Source organism: Acrocarpospora catenulata (assembly GCF_018476525.1).
Lineage (GTDB): Bacteria > Actinomycetota > Actinomycetes > Streptosporangiales > Streptosporangiaceae > Acrocarpospora > Acrocarpospora catenulata.
Window position 1 is genome coordinate 38,867 of the sequence record NZ_JAHCST010000059.1, and the last position, 18,119, is coordinate 56,985.

Sequence of the window (18,119 nt, forward strand, 5' to 3'; positions counted from 1 at the left end):
CCGTAGGGCGGGGCAAAGAGGGACGGCCACCGAATATCGGTGCTAAATGATCAAGGACTTGGTCAAGAGGCTGCCTTGCGGGAGTGTCGCCGGATACAGTCGAGTGCATCATGAGTTCCCGTCCGGTGCCGCTCATCCCTCCCCGGCTCCGCGCGATATTGGTGCGGGTACCTCTTTTGGTGCCCATCGTCCGGTTTGTGAGGAAGAGTTCGTCGAAAGATCGCCATCTTATGGTGGCCTTCGTCACGCTCACCCTGCTGATCGGGGTGCTCGGGGTGGAGGTCTCCACGCAGTGGTTCTCGCCGTCCCTGCTGATCCTGATCACGCTGCTCGGCGGCCTGCAGCTGCGCCTGCGCAGCCTGGCCGTGCTGCTCGGCGCGGTCGCCGCCGCGCTGATCTATCTGGCGGTCAACCTCGACGACCGGAACGTGGGGCCAGGGCTGCTGGTCACGGTGGGGTTCACCGCCGTGCTCGCCTGGCTGATGGCCCGCACCCGCGGTTCGCTGGGAGTGCAGGGTCTGCGCGGCGACGCCATGCTCCTGGAGCTGCGCGACCGCCTGAAACGCCAGAGCGAGCTGCCCGCCCTGCCCAAGGACTGGGGCGCCAAGGTGGTGCTCAAGCAGGCCGGGGGCTCCTCCTTCGGCGGTGACTTCGTGGTGTCCATGCGGGAGGGCAACCGGGTCGAGCTCGCCGTGGTGGACGTGTCGGGGAAAGGCGTCGACGCGGGCACCCGGGCGCTGATGCTGTCCGGCACCTTCGGCGGGCTGCTCGGCTCGGTCTCCGACTTCCTGGGCGCCTGCAACGCCTACCTGCACCGGCAGCGCGAGGGCGAGGGCTTCGTCACCGCCGTGCACCTCAGCCTCGACCTGGCCACCGGCGGGTACGTGATCACCTCGGCCGGGCATCCGCCGGTGGTCAAGTTCGACGCCGGGACCGGCACCTGGCGGGTGGCCGCGGCCAAGGGGGTCGTCCTCGGTGTGGTGCCCGACCTGCACTGCGAGCCGGACAGCGGGGTGCTCCGCAAGGGGGACGCGCTGATGCTCTTCACCGACGGGCTGATCGAGCAGCCGGGACGCGACATCGACGCCGGTCTGGACCGGCTGCTCGGGGAGGCGGAACGGCTGCTGCCCTCCGGGTTCGCGGGGGGCGCGCGGCAGCTGGTGACCTCCATGTCCTCGGGGCACAACGACGACTGCGCGCTGGTGCTGATCTGGCGTCCCTGACGATCCGCACGGGGGATCGTCTACAACCAGCCGGCGTCCCCCGCGATGCGGACCGCGTCCACCCGGTTCCTGGCCCCGGTCTTGCACATGATCCGCGACAGGTGGTTGCGCACCGTGCCCACCGACAGGAAGAGCTGGTCGGCGATCTCCTTCGACGGCGCGCCCTGCGCGGCGATCCGGAGCACGTCGAGTTCGCGCGGGGTCAACGGATTGTCAGCGGTCTGTAACGCGGCGATGGCCAGCTCCGAGTCGACCGCCCTGCGCCCCGACACGATCCGCCGGATGCCCTCGGCCAGCTGCTCGGGGGCCACCTGGATGCCCATGTAGCCGAGCGCCCTGACCGCGAACGCGCGGCGCACCTGACCCGGCGTGGGCTGGCCGGACAGGATCATCACCCGGCAGCGGGGGGCCCTCTCGTGCAGCCAGGCGGCGGCCGCGACGCCGTCGGTGATCCCGTCCCCGCCGGGCAGGTCCACGTCGATCACGGCCACGTCCGGCTTCAGCTCCGGCGCCGTCGCCACGATCTCCCCGGCGCTCGCCACCTCACCGGCCAGCTCGAAGTCGGGCTCCGCCCCCAGTGACACCACCAGGCCACGCCGGACCAGCGGCAGATGTTCGGCCACCAGGATCCTGATCAAAGAGGCCCCCTCCTCAGCACAGGGTGATCACCCCGATGCGGACTGTCAACGAAGTCTCCCGATTTGGCAAAGCCAGTGCAAGCTGATCACGGAAAGCGTGCTGGTTCCCGGTCGGCTACCCTCGAACCGGACGACACTTTCTCCGTACGGGGGTACGCGCCGATGAGCTGGGTCTACCTGGCGGGGTTCCTGCTGCTGTTCGTGGGACTGCTGGTGTCGATCGCGCTGCACGAGATCGGCCACCTGGTCCCGGCCAAGCTCTTCAACGTCCGGGTCACCCAGTACATGGTCGGGTTCGGCGGCACGCTCTGGTCCCGGCGGCGCGGGGAGACCGAGTACGGGGTGAAGTACGTGCCGCTCGGCGGCTACGTCCGGATGATCGGCATGCTGCCGCCCCGGCCGTACGACGCGCCAGGCAAGCTGCGGAGCGTCTCCACCGGGCCCTGGCAGGGGTTGATCGACAACGCCCGCGCGGTGGCTTCGGAGGACATCCGCCCGGGGGACGAGGACCGGGTCTTCTACCGCAAACCGTGGTGGCAGAAGGTCATCATCATGGCCGGTGGGCCGTTCATGAACTTCGTGCTGGCGTTCCTGCTCTTCGCGGTGGTCATGATGGGCTTCGGGGTGATGGTCCAGAAGCCGGTGCTCAGTGAGGTGAGCAAGTGCGTGATCCCGGCGGCGGAGGCCGCCAAACGTGAGTGCCGGGCCGACGACCCGCCCAGCCCCGCCGCCAAGGCCGGGCTGCTGCCCCGGGACCGGTTGCTCTCCATCGAGGGCACGCCGGTCTCCACCTGGGAGGGGGCGCAGAAGCTGATCCGCTCGCACGGCGCCGGCCCGGCCGTGCTGGTGGTGGACCGGGGTGGCAAGGAGCTCACGCTCAACGTCGACCTGATCGCGCAGGACAGGCCGGATCTGAACAATCCCGAGAAGATAGTGAAGAACGTCGGGTTCCTCGGGGTCTCCCCGACCGCGGTGCTGGAGCGGCAGGGGCCCGGTTACGTGATCGGCCAGATGTGGGAGATGACCTCGCGCACCGCCGTCGCCATGGTGGACATCCCCAGCAAGATGGTCGGCATCTGGAACGCCGCCTTCTCCGGTGAGAAGCGCGACCCCAACGGGCCGATCGGCGTGGTCGGGGCCGGGCGTATCGGCGGTGAGATCGCGGCCTCCTCGGCGCCGCTCGAAAGCAAGATCATCATCTTCATCCAACTGCTGGCCGGGCTCAACCTGGCCGTCGGGATGTTCAACCTGATCCCGCTGCTGCCCCTCGACGGCGGACATATCGCCGGCGGCCTCTGGGAGGGCGTCAAGCGCGCCTGGGCCAAGATCGCCCGCCGCCCCACCCCCGGCTACGTGGACGTGGCCAAGGCCCTCCCGATCACGTACGTGATGGCGATCCTGCTGCTCTTCATGGGCGGCCTGCTGATCTTCGCCGACATCGTGAACCCGGTCCGAATCAGCGGATGACGGGGGAGACCCCGGCTATCGTGCCAGGCATGGAGCAGTTGGAACGCCTTCGCGCCCTGTGCCTGGCCCTCCCGGAAACCACCGAACGCATAAGCCACGGCGAACCCACCTGGTTCATCCGTGGCAAGAAGACCTTCGTCACCTTCGCCGACCACCACCACGACGACCGCCTGGGCTTCTGGTGCGCCGCCCCACCCGGCATCCAGGAACACCTCACCGAAACCGAACCCACCCGCTTCTTCCGCCCCCCATACGTGGGCCACCGCGGCTGGCTCGGCGTCTACCTCGACGTCCCCGTCGACTGGCAGGAAATCAACCACATCATCCGCGACGCCTACCGCCAGATCGCCCCCAAGACGCTGATCGCCCAACTAGAGGGGTAATCATTCTCTCCGTCTCTGGTGTGGCTTGGCCGCGCCTGTGTCTGGACTGACGGAGCGGCGGGAGCGCAGCGACCAGAGCGGAGGAGGGAAGACACAGGCTCCCCGGCGGCCAAGCCCGCCGATCCGGAGGATCGGCCAATGTCACAGGGGTGACCACGCGGGTGTGCGTCCGCGGGGGCTGGGAAACACACCCGCGTGGTCGGTGGGTGGGGCAGATGGCTCTAGAACATTGAGATGTGGACGTGGTCGTAGTGGTTCTGGGTGATGCTGCCCCGGTTGGACATGAAGCGCCAGCCTGAGCCGTGGTTGATGCGTTGTCTCCAGATGACGTATTTGACGCCGAGTTTGGTGCGGTTCTTCAGGGCCCAGTCGGCGAGGGCGTTGCCGAGGGCCACGTTGGCGGCGGAGGGCATGGTGCCGCCGGAGCTCATCATGAAGTCGCAGGCGCGGCCGAGCGGGTGCTCGCCCATGCTGTCGACCCGGAAGCAGCCGACCGTGTAGTGCAGGTTGAAGGCCTTCTTGACCTCCTCGCGCATCAGCCGGGTGCGCGGGGTGATGTTGTCGCTGCCGGTGGGGAGCTGCGGCGCCCAGCCGCCGTTCTTCAGCTTGCCGGGGCCGATCGGGATGAGCTTGTCCAGCTTGTCCTTGATCTCGTCGATCAGCGCCTCGGCGTCCTTGCGCTGCTTGTCGATGTCTTCGGACTTGCGCTTGATGTCGGCGGTGAGCTTCTCGGCGGTCGCGGCGGCCCGACGCCGCTCGGTCTCCCGCTTGGCGTACTCGGCCATTTTGGCCGCACGCTCGGCCTGCAACTGCGCGACCAGTGGGTCGAGCTGCATGCCGGGCAGCAGCAGGGGGCTGTCCACGGTCGACTGGTAGTTCAGCCCGGCCAGCTCGGCGACCTGGCGCTGGGCCTCCACCGCGGCGACCTCGGCCTTGTCCAGTCGTTCCTGGGCGCCTTTCTCCGCCGTCTGCGCCTTCGCGAAGTCCTCCCGAGCGGCGTGGTACTTGGCGATCAGCCCGTCGACCTTCTTCTCCAGGCTGCTGAGCTGCTTGCGCAGTTCGCCCTCGGTGGGCTTGGGGGCCGCGGTGGCAGCGGGTTCCAGGATCAGGACGGCGGCCAGTATGCCGACCAGAACCAGGGCATGACGGTAGAACGTGGGGGGCAGCTGCCCGCTCCTCTCCGCGAGCCGACCGGGTTAGCTGACGGGTTCGGGCGGGGAGGTGCCCTGGCGCTCTCGCGCGTTCACCCCAGGTACTTGGGTCCCCGGTTCCCGGGCGATGCACCCGGGATTAGGCGTACCGGATGAGACGCCTGATCTCTGGAGAGACCGTGTGAATCAGCCGGTGCGATGGATAGTAGTGGCAAAGGGGTTGCCCTGCCACCCAAAGTCGCGACCAAGTAGAGATCAATCCGTGATCTGTCTCCCCGGCTTTCCCCATCCGCGGAGCAGTTCGGCCGCCTCTTCCGGTCGTACGTCGTTGACGAAGGCCCCCATCCCGGACTCCGACCCCGCCAGGTACTTCAGCTTCCCCGGCGCCCGCCGGATGCTGAACAGCTGCAGGTGCAGGTATCCGAGCTCGCGCCGGGCCCGTACCGGCGCCTGGTGCCAGGCCGCCACGTACGGCATGACCACCCCGAAGACCCCGTCCAGCCGCCAGAGCACATCGGTGTAGACGGCCCCGAACGCGGCGCGCTCCTCGGTGTTCAGCGCGGCCAGGTCGGGCACCTGGCGGTGCGGGTAGAGGTGCACCTCGAACGGGTAGCGGGCGGCGGCCGGCACGAAGGCCGTCCAGTGCTCGTTGGCGGCGACCACGCGGGGGCCCGCCCGTTCGGCCGCCAGGACGTCCGCGAACAGGTTGCCCCCGTACCGCTCGGCGTTGTCCAGGATCTGCCGGGTCCGGGGGGTCACGTACGGATAGGCGTAGATCTGCCCGTGCGGATGGGGCAGCGTGATGCCGATCTCGGCCCCCCGGTTCTCGAAGCAGAACACCTGCTCCACCCCCGGCAGCGCCGACAGCTCCGCCGTACGGTCCGCCCAGGCCTCCATCACCAGCTCGACCTGCTCGGGGGAGAGGGCGGCGAAGGAGGACTGGTGGTCGGCGGTGAAGCAGACCACCTCACACCGGCCGATGCCGGGCCGTACCTCGCTGAGGCCGCCCACCTGCTCCCGCGTGTCCGGGCCCACGTAGCTGAAGGAGGGGAAGCGGTTCTCGAAGACCACCACGTCGTACCAGGAGGGGATCTCCGAGCCGGGATGGGCGGGGCAGAGCGGGCACTCCTCGGCGGACGGCAGGTGGGTGCGGGTCTGCCGGTGACCGGCGATGGCCACCCACTCGTCCATCAGCGGGTCGTAGCGCAGTTCGGAGGAGGGGGGCCGCGGGGGCAGGTCGCGCTCGTCGCGGGCGCTCCGGTCGGCCGCGTCGGAGCGGTCGAAGTAGAACAGCTCCCGGCCGTCGGCCAGGTGGATCATGGTCTTCTTCACCGGGGGAGATCCTCTCCGCCCGCTACCACGACCTCGCCCACGTACTCGGCCAGCTCCGCCCTGGCCGCCACCGGCAGGCCCGCGTCGGTGACCACCACGTGCGCCTGTTCCAGCCGGGCGATGGTGCTGATGCCGATGGTGCCCCACTTGGTGTGGTCGGCCACCACCACCAGCCGCTGCGCGGCGGCCACCAGCGCCCGGTCGGTCTCGGCCTCCAGCAGGTTGGGCGTGGTGAAACCGGCCCTGGGGCTCATGCCGTGCACGCCCAGCAGCAGCACGTCCACGTTGAGGGAGTGGACGGCGGCCACCGCGACCGGGCCGACCAGCGCGTCGGACGGTGTCCGTACCCCGCCGACCAGGATGACCGTCTGGTCGGGGCGGCCGGAGCGGTGGAAGACCTCGGCCACCGGCAGCGAGTTGGTGATCACCGTCAGCTCGGGCACGTCGGCCAGGTGGTGGGCGAGGGTCCAGGTGGTGGTCCCCGCCGAGAGGGCGACCGAGCCGCCGGGGCGGACCAGGGCGGCCGCGTGCCGGGCGATGGCCTCCTTCTCGGCCTGCTGGCGCACGGACTTGGCGGCGAACCCCGGTTCGTCGGCCGAGCCGGGCCCGGGCACGGTGGCGCCGCCGTGCACCTTCTCCAGCAGCCCCCGGTCGGCCAGCGCCTCCAGGTCCCTGCGGATCGTCATGTCCGACACGCCGAGGTCCCTGACCAGGTCGGCCACCCGCACCCCACCGGTCCTGCGGACCCGTTCCAGGATCGCCTGCTGCCGTTGCTGGGCCAGCATCACCGCTCCTTATCAACAGATTTCAACAAATTATTGCATAGCGAATGTTGAAACGTGATGACCAGGAGGCCTTGTGAGGGTACGGCAGACGGGAGACAGTGAGGGAACGACCGAAGGGACGGACGCCACATGGCCAAACGTCAGCGCAAGTCGAAGGCACGCAAGAAGAAGAAGGCCAACCACGGCAAGCGGCCCACCGGCCGGTGACCCCAGCCGCCGAGTCAGCGGCCGGGTCAGCCGTGGGTTGGTTGAGTCAGCCGCTGCGGCGGCCCCAGGCGGCCAGTAAACGCGTCTGCGCGTCGGCCTCGGCGGGCACGTCCGCGTGTTCTCCTATCACGCCCGACTGCCGGTAGCTCTCCTCGGCGCCCGCGAACCAGCTCGCGCAGGCGTCCACCAGCTCGGGGTCGAGGCGGTCGACGACGCCGATGGCCTGGGACAGGTCCCAGGTGTGGATGAGCGCGTCGGCGAACAGCTCGGTGAGGTACTCCTCGCCAGGCACGTCGCCGAAGGACAGGTGCACCGTCCGAGTGAGCGCGCCCTCGGCGAAGGCGGCCTGCACCGCCTCGTGCGCGGCCGTGTCGAACGCCTTGATCGGATCGTCGCCGAGCAGGTCGCCGTCGAAGGCGTCCCCGACCTCCGCGACGGTACGGCCGGCGAGCAGTTCTGGCGCCCACAGGCTCTCGTTCACCAAGTGGTTGACCAGCGCGCGGACGTCCCAGTCCACGCAGGGGGTCACCAGCCCCCACTGGTCGGCCCGGACCAGGTGCACGCGCCGACCGAAGGCATCCAGCGCCCGGCGGTAGGCATCACGGATATCGATGGTCACCTCTCGACGTTAACCCGACCGGAGCGGTCCCGTCATCCGGAGCCGGGCCCGGCGCACCGCCGTACCCTCGGCAAACTCCATTCCCCCCGCGTTTCCTTCATCGCGAAACACCCCCCAGCTTCAGATGAATCGGCAATTAACCAGCAAAGGAAATATATCGCCATTCATTTTTCCCCCAGAAACAATGAGAAATGGCGATTTATCATCTTATGGTGGGATTGATCGTTCGACTGGTTCGGGAGGTAACTCGTGACCACCGCCTCGCCCGGACGGATGCCGTCCACGACCCACGAACGTGTGCCGTCCCCACCGCCCACCTCGAACTGGCTGGGGTTCGCCGGGATCATCGGCATCACGGTCGGCGTCTTCAACATCATCGGCGGCTTCGTGGCGCTCTTCCGGAGCAGCTACTTCCTGGTCGGCACCGAACGCATCCTGGTCTTCAACTTCTTCGCCTGGGGCGTGATCTGGCTGGTCATCGGCGTCATCCAGGTGGTCACCGGGTTCGGCATCATCGCCGGGAAGACGTGGGCCCGCGCGGTGGGCATCATCATGGCCCTGCTGGCCATGCTCGGGCAGTTCGCGTTCATGGCGGCCTACCCGGTCTGGTCGATCGTCGACATCGTGTTCTGCCTGTTCATCATCTACGCCCTGGTGGTCCCACCGCGCGGATCCGTCGCCTGACGGTCAGGGCAGCCGCAGCTCCACCCAGACGATCTTTCCCGACGGGGTCGGGCGGGTGCCCCACCGGTAGGTGAGGCGCTTGATCAGCTGGAGCCCGCGCCCGGTGTCGTCCTCCGAACTCGGCGTGCGCACCGCGGGCGCGGTGGGCGAACCGTCCGAGACCTCGCAGACCAGGGTGCGCCCCCGCCCGCGCAGCAGCCGCAGCTCGATCGGCGGCCAGCCGTGCTTGAGCGCGTTGGTCACCAGCTCGCTGACGATCAGCTCGGTGGTGTCGATCACCCCGCTCAGCCCCCAGGAGGCCAGGGTGGCCCGGACGAACCGGCGCGCGTGACCGACGAACCGGGGGTCGGACGGCAGCGCGCAGGAGGCGATCTCGTCCGGCGCCAGGTCGTGCACCCGGGCCAGCAGCAGCGCGATGTCGTCCCGCTCGTGCCCGGGCCGCTGGCTGTTGATGGTGAGGTCGCACATCTCCTCAAGGTCCTGGGCGGGGCCGGAGAGCAGGCGGCGGAGCGCGGTGATGCCCTCGTCGATGTCCCTGGCGCGGCTCTCCACCAGGCCGTCGGTGTAGAGGGCCAGGATGCTCCCGGCCGGCAGGGTGAGCTCCACCATCTCCAGCGGCTCGTTCCCGATGCCCAGCGGCAGGCAGGCCGGCAGCTCGATGACCTCGGTGGACCCGTCGCTGTGGATCAGCACCGGCGGCACGTGCCCGGCCCTGGCGATCGCGCAGGACCTGGTCACCGGGTCGTACGTCGCGTACACGCAGGTGGCGATCTGGGTCGGGTCCAGGTCCTGGCTCATCCGGCTGAGCCGGAAGAGCAGCTCGTCCGGGGGCAGGTCGAGACCGGCCAGCGTGCGCGCGGCCGTGCGCAGCTGTCCCATGGTGGCGGCGGCCCTGGTGCCGTGCCCCATCACGTCGCCGACCACCAGCGCGGCCCGGCAGCCCGGCAGCGGGATCACGTCGAACCAGTCGCCGCCGACGCCCATCAGGTCGCTGGCCGGCAGGTACCGGGTGGCGATGTCCATGCCCAGCGGCTGGTGCAGGTCGGCGGGGAGCAGGCTGCTCTGCAGGGTGAGCGCGGTGCGCCGCTCCCTGGCGTACAGCCGGGCGTTGTCGATGCAGACGGCGGTGCGCGCGGCCAGCTCCTCGGCCACCGCGACGTCCTGCTCCTCGAACGGCTGGGTGCCCGGGCGGCGGGTGAAGATCGCGCAGCCGAGCACCCGGCCCCGGGCGCGCAGCGGCACCGCCAGGAACGAGCCACCGGCCAGCAGCTTGGCGACCAGCTCGTGGTTGAGGCTGGCGCCGATCAGCCGGGCGGTCTCCTCGTCCAGCTCCGGATACATGATCGTCTTGCTGGTGGCCATGCACTGGGCCTGCGGCAGGCCGGCCGGGTAGACGGTCACCTCGCCGAGGGGGAACGCCTCCACCCAGTCGTCGGCGCTCTCCTCGGCCACCGCCAGCGCCACCCGCCGGACCAGCGCGGTGCCGTCAGTGGGGCGGGATGGGAACTCGCCGTCGATGACCAGCCGGTCCTGGACCATGATCGCTGCGGTGTCGGCGAACCGGGGCACCGTGACGTCCATCAGTTCCCGGCTGGTTTCGGCCAGATCCAGTGTGGTCCCGATTCGGCGGCTGGCCTCGTTCAGGAACGCCAGCCGTACCCGCGCGGAACTGGCGCTCCGGCGCCGCCATTCGGCCCGGTCCCCGGGGACGGGGTCCTTGATCACGCTGTTCCGGTTCATCTCTCCGAATGGTAATTAGGAGCTCCGGGCCATTTCAGCATTTTTCCCAGACTGTACTGCCCCAGAGCTCATATCCGTATTTGCTAGGCCGTGGCGGGCGGTCGCCCATGGCCCCTGGTGGGAACATACCCAGTCCGTCCGGGTATGGCAGACGTGGTGCGGCACGCGGGCGCGCTCAATGCGAGCCGCCTTCCGCCGCCAGCGACTGGTATTCGATGATGTCGTCCGGCGTGATCAGGCCGTCCTGGATGGCCCGGGCCAGCAGCGTGGTCTTGGTGGGGGCGGCCCGGCCGGTGCTGGCGTACTTGATCCGGGCCCGCTCGATGTACTGCTTCACGGTGGCCTCCGAGATGCCCATCCGGGTGGCCACCGACTGCTTGTTCATGCCCTGGAACCACAGCAGCAGCGCCTCCCGCTCCCGGGCGGACAACATCGGCCGGGTGGTCCGGGCGTCGGCCACCACCAGCGCGCCCGCCATGGTGGGCGTGACGTAGGGCCGGTCCCCGGCGGCGGCCAGGATGGTGTCCAGGCAGTGGTCGGCGGTCTCGTTCTTGCTGATGAACGTGACCGCCCCCGCCTTCAGCACGGTCAGGATGGTCTCCTCGTCCTCGTGCACCGAGTAGACGACCACCCGCCGCCCCTGCGCGGCCAGCTCAGGGATGCGGCCGATCATCAGCACGCCGTTCAGCTCCAGGTCGAGCAGGAGTACGTCGGCGTCGGCCCCCGCGCCCGCCAGCACCGCCTCCAGCGTGTTCCCGCTGGCGACGATCTCCACGCGCTGGTGGGGGTCCTGGGCCACCCAGGAACGCATGCCCTCGATCACCACCGGCAGATCCTCCACCACGGCCAGCGTCACGGGCCGGTCCAGCAGCTCTCGATCCACAGCAGTCCTCCTTCCGTCTTCGGGGCGACCTGCGTGGCCACGGTCACGCCATCGGCCACGGGCACGGCGAACGCCTCGGCGTCCGACAGCACGCTGATGATCACTTGGTTCGCGGTGGCGACCAATGTAACGCGCGCCTGCGTCCTGGCCCGCGCCATCGCCTCCAGCGGGGCCTCGATCACCGCCCGCCGGATCTCCAGCGGGAGCGGGGGAACCGCGCCCACGGTGAGCAGGTTGACCACCACCCCCCGGCGCTCGATGTCGAAGGCGCAGGCGCGCAGGGTGTGCAGCAGGGGGTTCGGGGTGTCGTCGGTCTCCGCGATCAGCCGCCGCAACCGGGCGGCGCCGACCGCGCAGGCATGCCGTACCGCGGGGTCGGCCGGGTCGGCGCCGGCGGCCAGCTGGGTGAGTACGGCGGCGGCCGCCTGCCGGGCCTGGGCGTACCGGCGGAGCCGGTCGGCGTGCACCTGCTCGGCGGCCTGCTGCGCCGCCTCGGCCCTGGCCAGGATGCGGGAGCTGTCGGCCGCCCAGCGGGCGGCCAGGTCGAAGCCGTGCGCGCCCGCGCTGCCCCCGGCCTGCAACGTGATGCTGCCGACCAGGACCACCAGGAACTTGCTGATCGAGGTCCGGTCCAGGGCGTCGGCGGCGGCCATCCCGGCCAGCATCACCACCGCGTTCCCGGCGAAGAACACCCCGAGATCCACCGGCCAGCTCCGGCGCGGCCAGAACAGGATGATGGCCAGCCAGCCCACCGACCCCCAGGCCCAGTTGGCCGGGGACAGCACGTCCTCCGGGCGGCAGGCCACGATCACCGCCGCGTCCAGCGCGAGCACCGCAGCCGCCAGCGGCCACGGGCCCAGCGGCAGCCGCCGCGCGGGGTTCAGCAGGGCCGGCGAGGCGGCCACCCCGATCAGCGTGTAGAGCAGCCAGGCGGCCAGGGCCAGCCACGGCCACCGGTAGGCGGACCAGCCCAGCACCATGACCGGCAGGTCGTAGCCCAGGTGCCAGGCGGCCACGACGGTGACCGCCGCGCGGGTGCTGCCCACCGAGTACCGCTGGGCGACCAGGACCTCGGTGTCGGCGGTCACGGCGACCACCGCAGGGCGATCCGGGTGCCGTCCGCGCCGGAGGCCACCGTGGCCGTGCCGCCCACCGCCGCCAGGCGGTCCACGATCGAGACGCGCAGGCCGTACCGGTGGTCGGGGACGGCGGCGTGGTCGAAACCGACGCCGCGGTCGACCACCTCGACCCAGACCCCGCCCTCGGCGTCGCTCAGCCGTACCTCGGCGGAGTCGGTTCCGGCGTGCCGGTGCACGTTGGCCAGCGCCTCGGCGACCGCCTCGGCGAACGCCTCCGCCACCCGCCAGGGCACGGTGACGGGCGCGAGTCGCCGGGCCACTGTCAGCTGGGCCCGGTCGATCACGGCCCGCACCCGTTCGTCCAGCGCCACCAGCTCGGCCTCCGGTTCGGTGGACTGGGCGATCCGTTCGAGTTCGGCCAGGTGCGCGGTGGCGGTCGTGCGGAGCATCGGCGTGCTGGCCGGGATGCCGCCCGCGCCGACCACCATCAGCGTGGCCAGGAAGCTGCCGTGCATCCGGCTGTTCTGGGCGCGCTCGTCGGTGCGTCGCTCCTGCTCCACGGTGGCCCGCCGCTCGAAGTCGCGCAGCTGGGCCAGCAGGATGTCGGCCTTGGCCGAGGCGTTGCGGAGCAGCCCGCCCAGCGCCGCGGTCGCCACCACCTGGACGACGTTGATCACCGCCCCGGTCAGGCCGTCGTCCGCCGCGCCCGCACTCTGCGCCCCCACCAGGTGGGCTACCGTGACCACCAGTCCGCCCAGTACGGCGGCCGGCGGCGGCCAGGCCAGGCTGATCGCGACAATGGTCATGGTCACCAGGCCGGCCACCCAGCTGCTGCCCCCGGCCAGCACCGCGCCGGCCACCACCTGGCCCTGCGCCAGGCACAGCCCCGAGACCAGCAGGATCTCCCCGCTGATCAGCCAGACGGTCAGCCCGTGCCGCCAGGCCGTCAGCGAGAACACGGTCGTCCAGGCCAGGACCGCCCCCACCACCGGCAGCAGCCAGGCGGGGGTGACCGGCGGTCCGATGCTCAGCAGGCCCGCCACGCTCGAGACCACGCCGATGACGCCCCGCATGACGGCGGCACACCGCGCGGTCACCCGGTTCAGCGCGGCCCGCGCGGGGGCGCGGCTGGTGGAGCCGAGCAACCGAACACCGTGTGCCATCAGAGGATCACTCGCCGACGTCCCGACAGTTAAGCGCCGTCCGAGTGTAAGGCCTTAACGCGTTGTATCTGACGGTTTGACGGCAAACGCCGGGGTGCGGTGTCAGCTGAAGAACCGTCATCGCAGATCAGCCCGGTATCTCATGTAATAACAGGCAAGGCCGCTCGCGCGGTCGCCGATTCACGCAGGCGCGACATCACGTACCGCGAGGGGGGCAGGTCCCGCGGTCCGCGCCCGCGAGGGAGGGACCGGCATGCACCTCACTGAGAGCGACATCCGTGCGACCATCGTCTCCGCGCGCGTCACCGATCCCGGCATCGCCGTGCAGTTCGACAACAAGGTCGACCAGGGCGACCTCGGCGGGCTGACCAACCTGATCAACAGCATCGTCCGCGTCTTCCTCGGCACCACCCGCGACGTCGACCAGGAAACCATCTCCCGGATCGCCCGCTCCTACCTCCTTGAGGTCAGCGGCAGCCGAGCTCATCGGTAACCGGTGACGTCGGCCTCCTTCCCGGCGTCCTGTACCTCCACCAGGTACCGCCAGGCGTCGGGCCGGCTGCCGTCCACGTCGGTGAACCCGTAGACCTGGGCGAGCCCGCCGCTGGACAGCGAGTGCCCGTTCCAGCGGCTCACCTCCGGGTCACCGGCCAGGGCCGCGACCGCGCGCCCGACGTAGGCCGGGGACTCGGAGATGGCGAAGTGCGGCTGCGCGCGTAGCGCGTCCCGCCAGTTGGCCTCGGTGACGCCGAAGTGGTCCAGCATCAGCTCCGAGCGCAGCCAGCCGGGGGTGAGTGCCACCGCCGTGCCGCCGTGCGGCGCCAGCTCCTTGCTCTGCGCGAAGGCCATTCGCAGCACCGAGCTCTTGGCCAGGTCGTAGAAGAAGGAGATCCGGTAGTTGGCGGCGTTGTACTCGGCCGTGCCGTCGGTCATCTCGACCACCAGGCCGCCCGGGTTCCTGATCAGCAGCGGCAGCGCGAAATGGCTGGTGACGATGTGCGTGTCGACGGCCAGTCTGAGGATCCGCAGGCCCTTGTCCAGCGAGTGCTCCCAGAGCTTCTCGTCCCAGCTGAAAAGCTGCTCCCCGCCCCAGATGTTGTTGACCAGGACGTCCAGCCGTCCCTGCTCGGCGTCGATCCGCTCGACCAGGCTCCGTACCTGGTCAGGCTCCAGGTGGTCGACCTGGACCGGTATCCCCCGGCCACCCGCCGCGTCGACCAGTTCGGCGGTCTCCTCGATGGTCTCCGGCCGATCGATCTCCGACCGCCGCTCCCGGGTACTCCGCCCGGTCACGTACACGGTCGCCCCGATCGCCCCCAGCTCGACCGCGACCCCCCGCCCGGCCCCGCGGGTGGCCCCCGCCACCAATGCGATCTTGGTCATCGGTTCGCCACCCGCTTGGTGTAACGGTGGCAGGGCACGCTGATCGGCCCATCGTCCGTCCGCGCCGGATAGTCGAACGGGCCCTCGTCGATCCAGCCGTTCCGCTCGTAGAACCGCCGCGCCCGCCCGTTCCCGGCCACCACGGCAAGCCATGCCCGCTCATGCCTGGCCGCCGCGACCAGCCGCTCGGCTTCGGCGATCAAGGTATTGGCCACATCACCCCCACGATGCCGGCGGTCGCAGTACACCTGCTCGACCTCATCCCCGGCCACCATCACGAACCCGGCCACAGCCCCACCAACCACGGCGACCGTGGTGTCGGCCACCCGGTCGCCCGCCCGCACCGCGAACGACTCCGCCGTCCGCACCGCCACCAGTGCATCGGGCACGTGCGTCAGATGACCGTCCCGCCACCCTTCACGCCAGATGGTCGCGACCGCGCCCACGTCCGCATCCCGTCCGGGACGCACCTCCACAGCCTCACCCATGGCGTCACTCTGTCAGACCCGACCGACAATCAGAGTCCGGAGCAGACCTAGGCCCTTCGCCCGATGCCGTCGTGGTTCTGTTCTTCCTAGGGTCTGAGCCATGGCTTTTCAGTCCTTGACGGCGGGGAACGCCGTCGTCCTGGGTCCTGGCGGCCCGGTCGGTACGGCATGGCTGGCCGGACTGGCGGCTGGACTGCGCCATGCCGGGATGGACCTGGGCGCAGCCGACGTGATCGTGGGCACTTCGGCGGGCGCGATCGTGGGGGCGATCCTGGCCCGCGGGGGAGAGCTCGACCGCCTCGCCACGCTGCCCGCGCCCACCGGACCCCAGCGCGTACGGACGGATCCGGCCAGACTCGCCGAGGTGTTCGCGACACTCGGCGACCCCGGCCTCACGCGAGCCGAGGCCCTGCGCCGGATCGCCCCGCTCGCGGTCACCGCGGCGACCGGCGACGAGGAGGCCGCCATCGCCCGGATGCGCTTTCTCATCGGCGGAGACGAATGGCCGGACCAGCCACTGCTGATCCCGTCAGTGAACCTGGAGACCGGCGAGCCGACGATCTGGGACCGCCACGGCGCCGCCTCCCTCCCTCAGGCCGTGGCCGCGAGCATCGCCTTCCCCACGACCGCTCCCCCCATCACCATCGCCGGCCACCGCTACATCGACGGCGCCCTGCGATCCGGAACCAACATGGACCTGGCGGCCGACGCGGCGGTACTGATCGTCGCCGAGCCGATGGCACGCGGCCCCGAGACACCCGAAGTCTCAGCGGCGAATCGAGTGATCGTTCGACTGGTTCCAGACGCCGAGGCGCTCAAGGCGTTCGGCCCGGACATCACCGACCCGGCCGCCTGGACCCCCGCATACCGGTCCGGCCTCAGGCAGGCTCCAGACGCCGCCCACCAGGTCAGAACAGCCACCAGTTGACGGGAGGTCCGCGCTCGCCATGGGCCTGGTGTGCGGTGTGTGTGAAGATTCCGCGCACTTCGTTGATCACGTTTGTCGTACGGCGCTAGCGTTCGTCTTCCGATCACGCGGAGGCGGGAGAAACCATGATCATGGAACTGGTGCTCACGGGCGCGCTGGCGGTGGGCGCGCCGGTGGCCCCGCTGACCAAGGCGGAGATGAAGCGGGCCCTGCTGACCGAGAAGGATCTCGGCAAGGGCGTGTTCGTCTTGAAGACGGACCTGGATGGGGCGTTCCTGTCCGCGTTCAGGGTGGACGAGGCGCGCTGCATGGACGCGCTGAAATCGTACGACGGCGTGTTCGGCGGCAGGCGGCCCTCGGCCTGGTTCGTCGGCAAGGTCAACGGGTTACAGCAGGTGTTCACGGGTGGTCCGGCGACGATCAGGCAGCTCAAGACCGCCGCGTCGAAGGTCACCGTCTCCTGTGACGGGCAGGTGGGTTTCCGACGGCAGAGCGAGTTCAAAAAGAAGAAGGTCCCCAACCTGGGCGACACCACCTATGCCTTCGAGGTGACCTTCGACACCGCTCGGTATCCCGGGGCCGATACGAACACCTATGTGTCGGAGTTCGTCGTCGTCGCCTACAAGAGCTCGGTCATCGTCTACCAGGGCCTGACCGACACCAGGTCAACGTGGCCGACAACGGTGAAGAACGCCAAGAAGGCCGTCGCCAAGGTCAAGCGGGTGTACACCCAGCGCGGCTGACCAGCGAAGCCCCCCGCTGGAACAACGACCTTGAGACTCCCGTCCTGACGGGTACGCAACGGGCACAGCTCACTCAGGCGTCGAATCGGACTGACTGCCATCGTCGAACCACGACGGGGCAGTGAGGATGTCCGCCACTTCCGCTACCGGGATCTTCGCAACCAGGACGATTACCCTTGCCGGGTCGTATGGGGTCCTCCCTTCGACGACCATCTGCGACTGCTCCTCTGGGGTGGCGTCAACGAGAATGCTGAAGAGCAGGTCTCCGTCGGCTTCGCTGTAGCAGTCGGCCGCAAGCTCGATGACTGAGCCTGAGTGCAAAGTGACAAGCCAACGGCTCGGAACACCAGCAACGAAGTTCACGATGATGGAGACTACTGCGCCAGGACAATCAGGCACACGCCCCGCGGCGGTACCCGATGCGCGCGGCCCGGCTCCTGGCCCGCCCCCGTTTGCCTCACGGTAACGGCCATGCGTGTGACCATGGCGTCATGATGGATCGGTCGTCATGGGATGCCTGGGCTACTTCGCTGAATGAGCGAGACCAACTGGCGGCGTTCGCCTTGTGGGAGCAGCTTCGGCAGTTGGGGGCCTCGGATCCCGCCGAGTGGGTCCGCGCTGAGATCAGTGAAAATGAGGCTCAGGTAGCGCGTTATCGCCTGCTTCGAGGGCTGTAGGCGGCTGAGATCAACTCGTGGCGGGACAAAGGGTGATCCGAGGTCTTCACGAAAGCCTGCTGAGCATGGATCCGAGCGGGACGCGATGGTGCCCCAGGCTAACGATCGACCAAGGGTCGTGACGAGGTGATCGCCAGGGCCCTGGGAGTCACCTACCGGCAGGCCCTGAACACACATGATCAAAGCGGCAGCGGGCACGAAAGATCAATGAATACAGATGAAGATCACGAAGGCCAGGCATCCATAGTGGATGACCTGGCCTTTCGTTTGGAGAGCGGACGACGGGAATCGAACCCGCGTAGCCAGTTTGGAAGACTGGGGCTCTACCATTGAGCTACGTCCGCGCGAGCCGGGTGGTATCTGGTCTAGACTTCATCCGGTCGTAGAGCGTAAGCGTACCGGAGATCTGGGGGCTCCCGCGCATCGACTGACGGGGTGTGGCGCAGTTTGGTAGCGCACCTGCTTTGGGAGCAGGGGGCCGCAGGTTCAAATCCTGTCACCCCGACGTGGCTTGGTTGGCCCACTTGCCGTGGCTGCGGCAAGTGG

20 protein-coding genes, 2 tRNA genes and 1 riboswitch are annotated in these 18,119 nt (G+C 69.4%); of the genes, 9 read left to right on the forward strand and 13 right to left on the reverse strand.

Features of this window, described 5'->3' with window-relative positions:
• The first annotated feature begins 110 nt into the window (after positions 1 to 110).
• Positions 111 to 1,223 carry a PP2C family protein-serine/threonine phosphatase gene (locus KIP79_RS37235; protein WP_214109697.1) on the forward strand — a complete coding sequence of 371 codons (1,113 nt, stop codon included), beginning with the start codon at positions 111 to 113 and terminating at the stop codon, positions 1,221 to 1,223.
• 20 nt (positions 1,224 to 1,243) lie between these two features.
• Here KIP79_RS37235 and KIP79_RS37240 read toward each other — a convergent pair whose 3' ends face one another.
• Positions 1,244 to 1,861 (reverse strand): response regulator transcription factor, encoded by a 618-nt coding sequence (locus KIP79_RS37240; protein WP_214109698.1) that lies wholly within the window; start codon positions 1,859 to 1,861, stop codon positions 1,244 to 1,246.
• Between the two features lie 162 nt (positions 1,862 to 2,023).
• Between KIP79_RS37240 and KIP79_RS37245 the strand changes: the two genes are divergently transcribed.
• Together KIP79_RS37245 and KIP79_RS37250 are read left to right on the forward strand one after the other, a co-directional pair.
• Positions 2,024 to 3,328, forward strand: a complete 1,305-nt coding sequence (locus KIP79_RS37245; protein WP_214109699.1) for a M50 family metallopeptidase — start codon at positions 2,024 to 2,026, stop codon at positions 3,326 to 3,328.
• Between the two features lie 29 nt (positions 3,329 to 3,357).
• On the forward strand, positions 3,358 to 3,711 hold the full coding sequence (locus KIP79_RS37250; RefSeq protein WP_214109700.1) for an MmcQ/YjbR family DNA-binding protein: 354 nt from the start codon (positions 3,358 to 3,360) through the stop codon (positions 3,709 to 3,711).
• A 221-nt stretch (positions 3,712 to 3,932) separates the two neighbouring features.
• Here KIP79_RS37250 and KIP79_RS37255 read toward each other — a convergent pair whose 3' ends face one another.
• From KIP79_RS37255 to KIP79_RS37265, 3 genes are all read right to left on the reverse strand, one after another.
• On the reverse strand, positions 3,933 to 4,628 hold the full coding sequence (locus KIP79_RS37255) for a VldE C-terminal domain-containing protein (protein WP_250214456.1): 696 nt from the start codon (positions 4,626 to 4,628) through the stop codon (positions 3,933 to 3,935).
• Between the two features lie 254 nt (positions 4,629 to 4,882).
• A riboswitch (cyclic di-AMP (ydaO/yuaA leader) is annotated at positions 4,883 to 5,018 on the reverse strand.
• 99 nt (positions 5,019 to 5,117) lie between these two features.
• On the reverse strand, positions 5,118 to 6,194 hold the full coding sequence (gene galT / locus KIP79_RS37260; RefSeq protein WP_214109701.1) for a galactose-1-phosphate uridylyltransferase: 1,077 nt from the start codon (positions 6,192 to 6,194) through the stop codon (positions 5,118 to 5,120).
• Entirely contained in the window at positions 6,191 to 6,979 is a 789-nt protein-coding gene (locus tag KIP79_RS37265; protein ID WP_214109702.1) for a DeoR/GlpR family DNA-binding transcription regulator, read from the reverse strand. Before KIP79_RS37265 ends, galT begins: the two co-directional genes overlap by 4 nt.
• 129 nt (positions 6,980 to 7,108) lie before the next feature.
• On the opposite strand from KIP79_RS37265, the gene KIP79_RS50265 reads away from it, so the two are divergent.
• Entirely contained in the window at positions 7,109 to 7,186 is a 78-nt protein-coding gene (locus KIP79_RS50265; RefSeq protein ID WP_372453742.1) for a 50S ribosomal protein bL37, read from the forward strand.
• A 46-nt stretch (positions 7,187 to 7,232) separates the two neighbouring features.
• On the opposite strand, the gene KIP79_RS37270 is transcribed toward KIP79_RS50265, so the two are convergent.
• Positions 7,233 to 7,805, reverse strand: coding sequence for a TIGR03086 family metal-binding protein (locus KIP79_RS37270; protein ID WP_214109703.1), 573 nt, complete (start codon positions 7,803 to 7,805; stop codon positions 7,233 to 7,235).
• Positions 7,806 to 8,054: 249 nt separating this feature from the next.
• Between KIP79_RS37270 and KIP79_RS37275 the strand changes: the two genes are divergently transcribed.
• Positions 8,055 to 8,489, forward strand: a complete 435-nt coding sequence (locus tag KIP79_RS37275; protein ID WP_214109704.1) for a DUF7144 family membrane protein — start codon at positions 8,055 to 8,057, stop codon at positions 8,487 to 8,489.
• A gap of 3 nt (positions 8,490 to 8,492) precedes the next feature.
• Here the strand turns inward: KIP79_RS37275 and KIP79_RS37280 are convergent, their stop codons facing one another.
• The 4 genes from KIP79_RS37280 to KIP79_RS37295 all read right to left on the reverse strand — a co-directional run bounded on the left by KIP79_RS37280 (position 8,493) and on the right by KIP79_RS37295 (position 13,354).
• A complete protein-coding gene (locus tag KIP79_RS37280) occupies positions 8,493 to 10,229 on the reverse strand; it encodes an ATP-binding SpoIIE family protein phosphatase (protein WP_214109705.1) in 1,737 nt (578 codons plus the stop codon).
• Positions 10,230 to 10,404: 175 nt separating this feature from the next.
• Positions 10,405 to 11,112, reverse strand: coding sequence for a response regulator (locus tag KIP79_RS37285; RefSeq protein ID WP_308170081.1), 708 nt, complete (start codon positions 11,110 to 11,112; stop codon positions 10,405 to 10,407).
• Positions 11,082 to 12,200, reverse strand: coding sequence for a hypothetical protein (locus KIP79_RS37290; protein WP_214109706.1), 1,119 nt, complete (start codon positions 12,198 to 12,200; stop codon positions 11,082 to 11,084). Before KIP79_RS37290 ends, KIP79_RS37285 begins: the two co-directional genes overlap by 31 nt.
• The gene (locus KIP79_RS37295) at positions 12,197 to 13,354 is read right to left on the reverse strand and encodes a sensor histidine kinase (RefSeq protein ID WP_214109707.1); all 1,158 of its coding nucleotides are present in this window, start codon (positions 13,352 to 13,354) and stop codon (positions 12,197 to 12,199) included. Before KIP79_RS37295 ends, KIP79_RS37290 begins: the two co-directional genes overlap by 4 nt.
• Positions 13,355 to 13,607: 253 nt before the next feature.
• Here KIP79_RS37295 and KIP79_RS37300 point away from each other — a divergent pair, with 253 nt between their 5' ends.
• On the forward strand, positions 13,608 to 13,847 hold the full coding sequence (locus KIP79_RS37300) for a hypothetical protein (protein WP_214109708.1): 240 nt from the start codon (positions 13,608 to 13,610) through the stop codon (positions 13,845 to 13,847).
• Here the strand turns inward: KIP79_RS37300 and KIP79_RS37305 are convergent.
• Both KIP79_RS37305 and KIP79_RS37310 read right to left on the reverse strand, forming a co-directional pair.
• On the reverse strand, positions 13,838 to 14,737 hold the full coding sequence (locus KIP79_RS37305; RefSeq protein WP_214109709.1) for an SDR family oxidoreductase: 900 nt from the start codon (positions 14,735 to 14,737) through the stop codon (positions 13,838 to 13,840). The two genes, KIP79_RS37300 and KIP79_RS37305, sit on opposite strands and share 10 nt — an antisense overlap.
• On the reverse strand, positions 14,734 to 15,225 hold the full coding sequence (locus tag KIP79_RS37310) for a GNAT family N-acetyltransferase (RefSeq protein WP_214109710.1): 492 nt from the start codon (positions 15,223 to 15,225) through the stop codon (positions 14,734 to 14,736). The genes KIP79_RS37305 and KIP79_RS37310 overlap by 4 nt, the downstream gene beginning before the upstream one ends.
• Positions 15,226 to 15,325: 100 nt before the next feature.
• On the opposite strand from KIP79_RS37310, the gene KIP79_RS37315 reads away from it, so the two are divergent.
• On the forward strand, positions 15,326 to 16,153 hold the full coding sequence (locus KIP79_RS37315) for a patatin-like phospholipase family protein (protein ID WP_214109711.1): 828 nt from the start codon (positions 15,326 to 15,328) through the stop codon (positions 16,151 to 16,153).
• Between the two features lie 125 nt (positions 16,154 to 16,278).
• On the forward strand, positions 16,279 to 16,896 hold the full coding sequence (locus KIP79_RS37320; protein WP_214109712.1) for a hypothetical protein: 618 nt from the start codon (positions 16,279 to 16,281) through the stop codon (positions 16,894 to 16,896).
• A gap of 69 nt (positions 16,897 to 16,965) precedes the next feature.
• Here KIP79_RS37320 and KIP79_RS37325 read toward each other — a convergent pair whose 3' ends face one another.
• Both KIP79_RS37325 and KIP79_RS37330 read right to left on the reverse strand, forming a co-directional pair.
• On the reverse strand, positions 16,966 to 17,259 hold the full coding sequence (locus tag KIP79_RS37325; RefSeq protein ID WP_214109713.1) for a hypothetical protein: 294 nt from the start codon (positions 17,257 to 17,259) through the stop codon (positions 16,966 to 16,968).
• A gap of 587 nt (positions 17,260 to 17,846) precedes the next feature.
• A tRNA-Gly gene (locus tag KIP79_RS37330) sits at positions 17,847 to 17,917 on the reverse strand.
• An 87-nt stretch (positions 17,918 to 18,004) separates the two neighbouring features.
• On the opposite strand from KIP79_RS37330, the gene KIP79_RS37335 reads away from it, so the two are divergent.
• Positions 18,005 to 18,078: transfer RNA gene (locus tag KIP79_RS37335), tRNA-Pro, on the forward strand.
• The last annotated feature ends 41 nt before the right edge of the window (positions 18,079 to 18,119 follow it).

Coding starts and splice junctions, on each gene's coding strand:
- KIP79_RS37235 (WP_214109697.1), top strand. CDS start 111: ATGAGTTCCCGTCCGGTGCCGCTCATCCCTCCCCGGCTCCGCGCGATA.
- KIP79_RS37245 (WP_214109699.1), top strand. CDS start 2,024: ATGAGCTGGGTCTACCTGGCGGGGTTCCTGCTGCTGTTCGTGGGACTG.
- KIP79_RS37250 (WP_214109700.1), top strand. CDS start 3,358: ATGGAGCAGTTGGAACGCCTTCGCGCCCTGTGCCTGGCCCTCCCGGAA.
- KIP79_RS37265 (WP_214109702.1), bottom strand. CDS start 6,979: ATGCTGGCCCAGCAACGGCAGCAGGCGATCCTGGAACGGGTCCGCAGG.
- KIP79_RS50265 (WP_372453742.1), top strand. CDS start 7,109: ATGGCCAAACGTCAGCGCAAGTCGAAGGCACGCAAGAAGAAGAAGGCC.
- KIP79_RS37280 (WP_214109705.1), bottom strand. CDS start 10,229: ATGAACCGGAACAGCGTGATCAAGGACCCCGTCCCCGGGGACCGGGCC.
- KIP79_RS37295 (WP_214109707.1), bottom strand. CDS start 13,354: ATGGCACACGGTGTTCGGTTGCTCGGCTCCACCAGCCGCGCCCCCGCG.
- KIP79_RS37300 (WP_214109708.1), top strand. CDS start 13,608: ATGCACCTCACTGAGAGCGACATCCGTGCGACCATCGTCTCCGCGCGC.
- KIP79_RS37305 (WP_214109709.1), bottom strand. CDS start 14,737: ATGACCAAGATCGCATTGGTGGCGGGGGCCACCCGCGGGGCCGGGCGG.
- KIP79_RS37310 (WP_214109710.1), bottom strand. CDS start 15,225: ATGGGTGAGGCTGTGGAGGTGCGTCCCGGACGGGATGCGGACGTGGGC.
- KIP79_RS37315 (WP_214109711.1), top strand. CDS start 15,326: ATGGCTTTTCAGTCCTTGACGGCGGGGAACGCCGTCGTCCTGGGTCCT.
- KIP79_RS37320 (WP_214109712.1), top strand. CDS start 16,279: ATGATCATGGAACTGGTGCTCACGGGCGCGCTGGCGGTGGGCGCGCCG.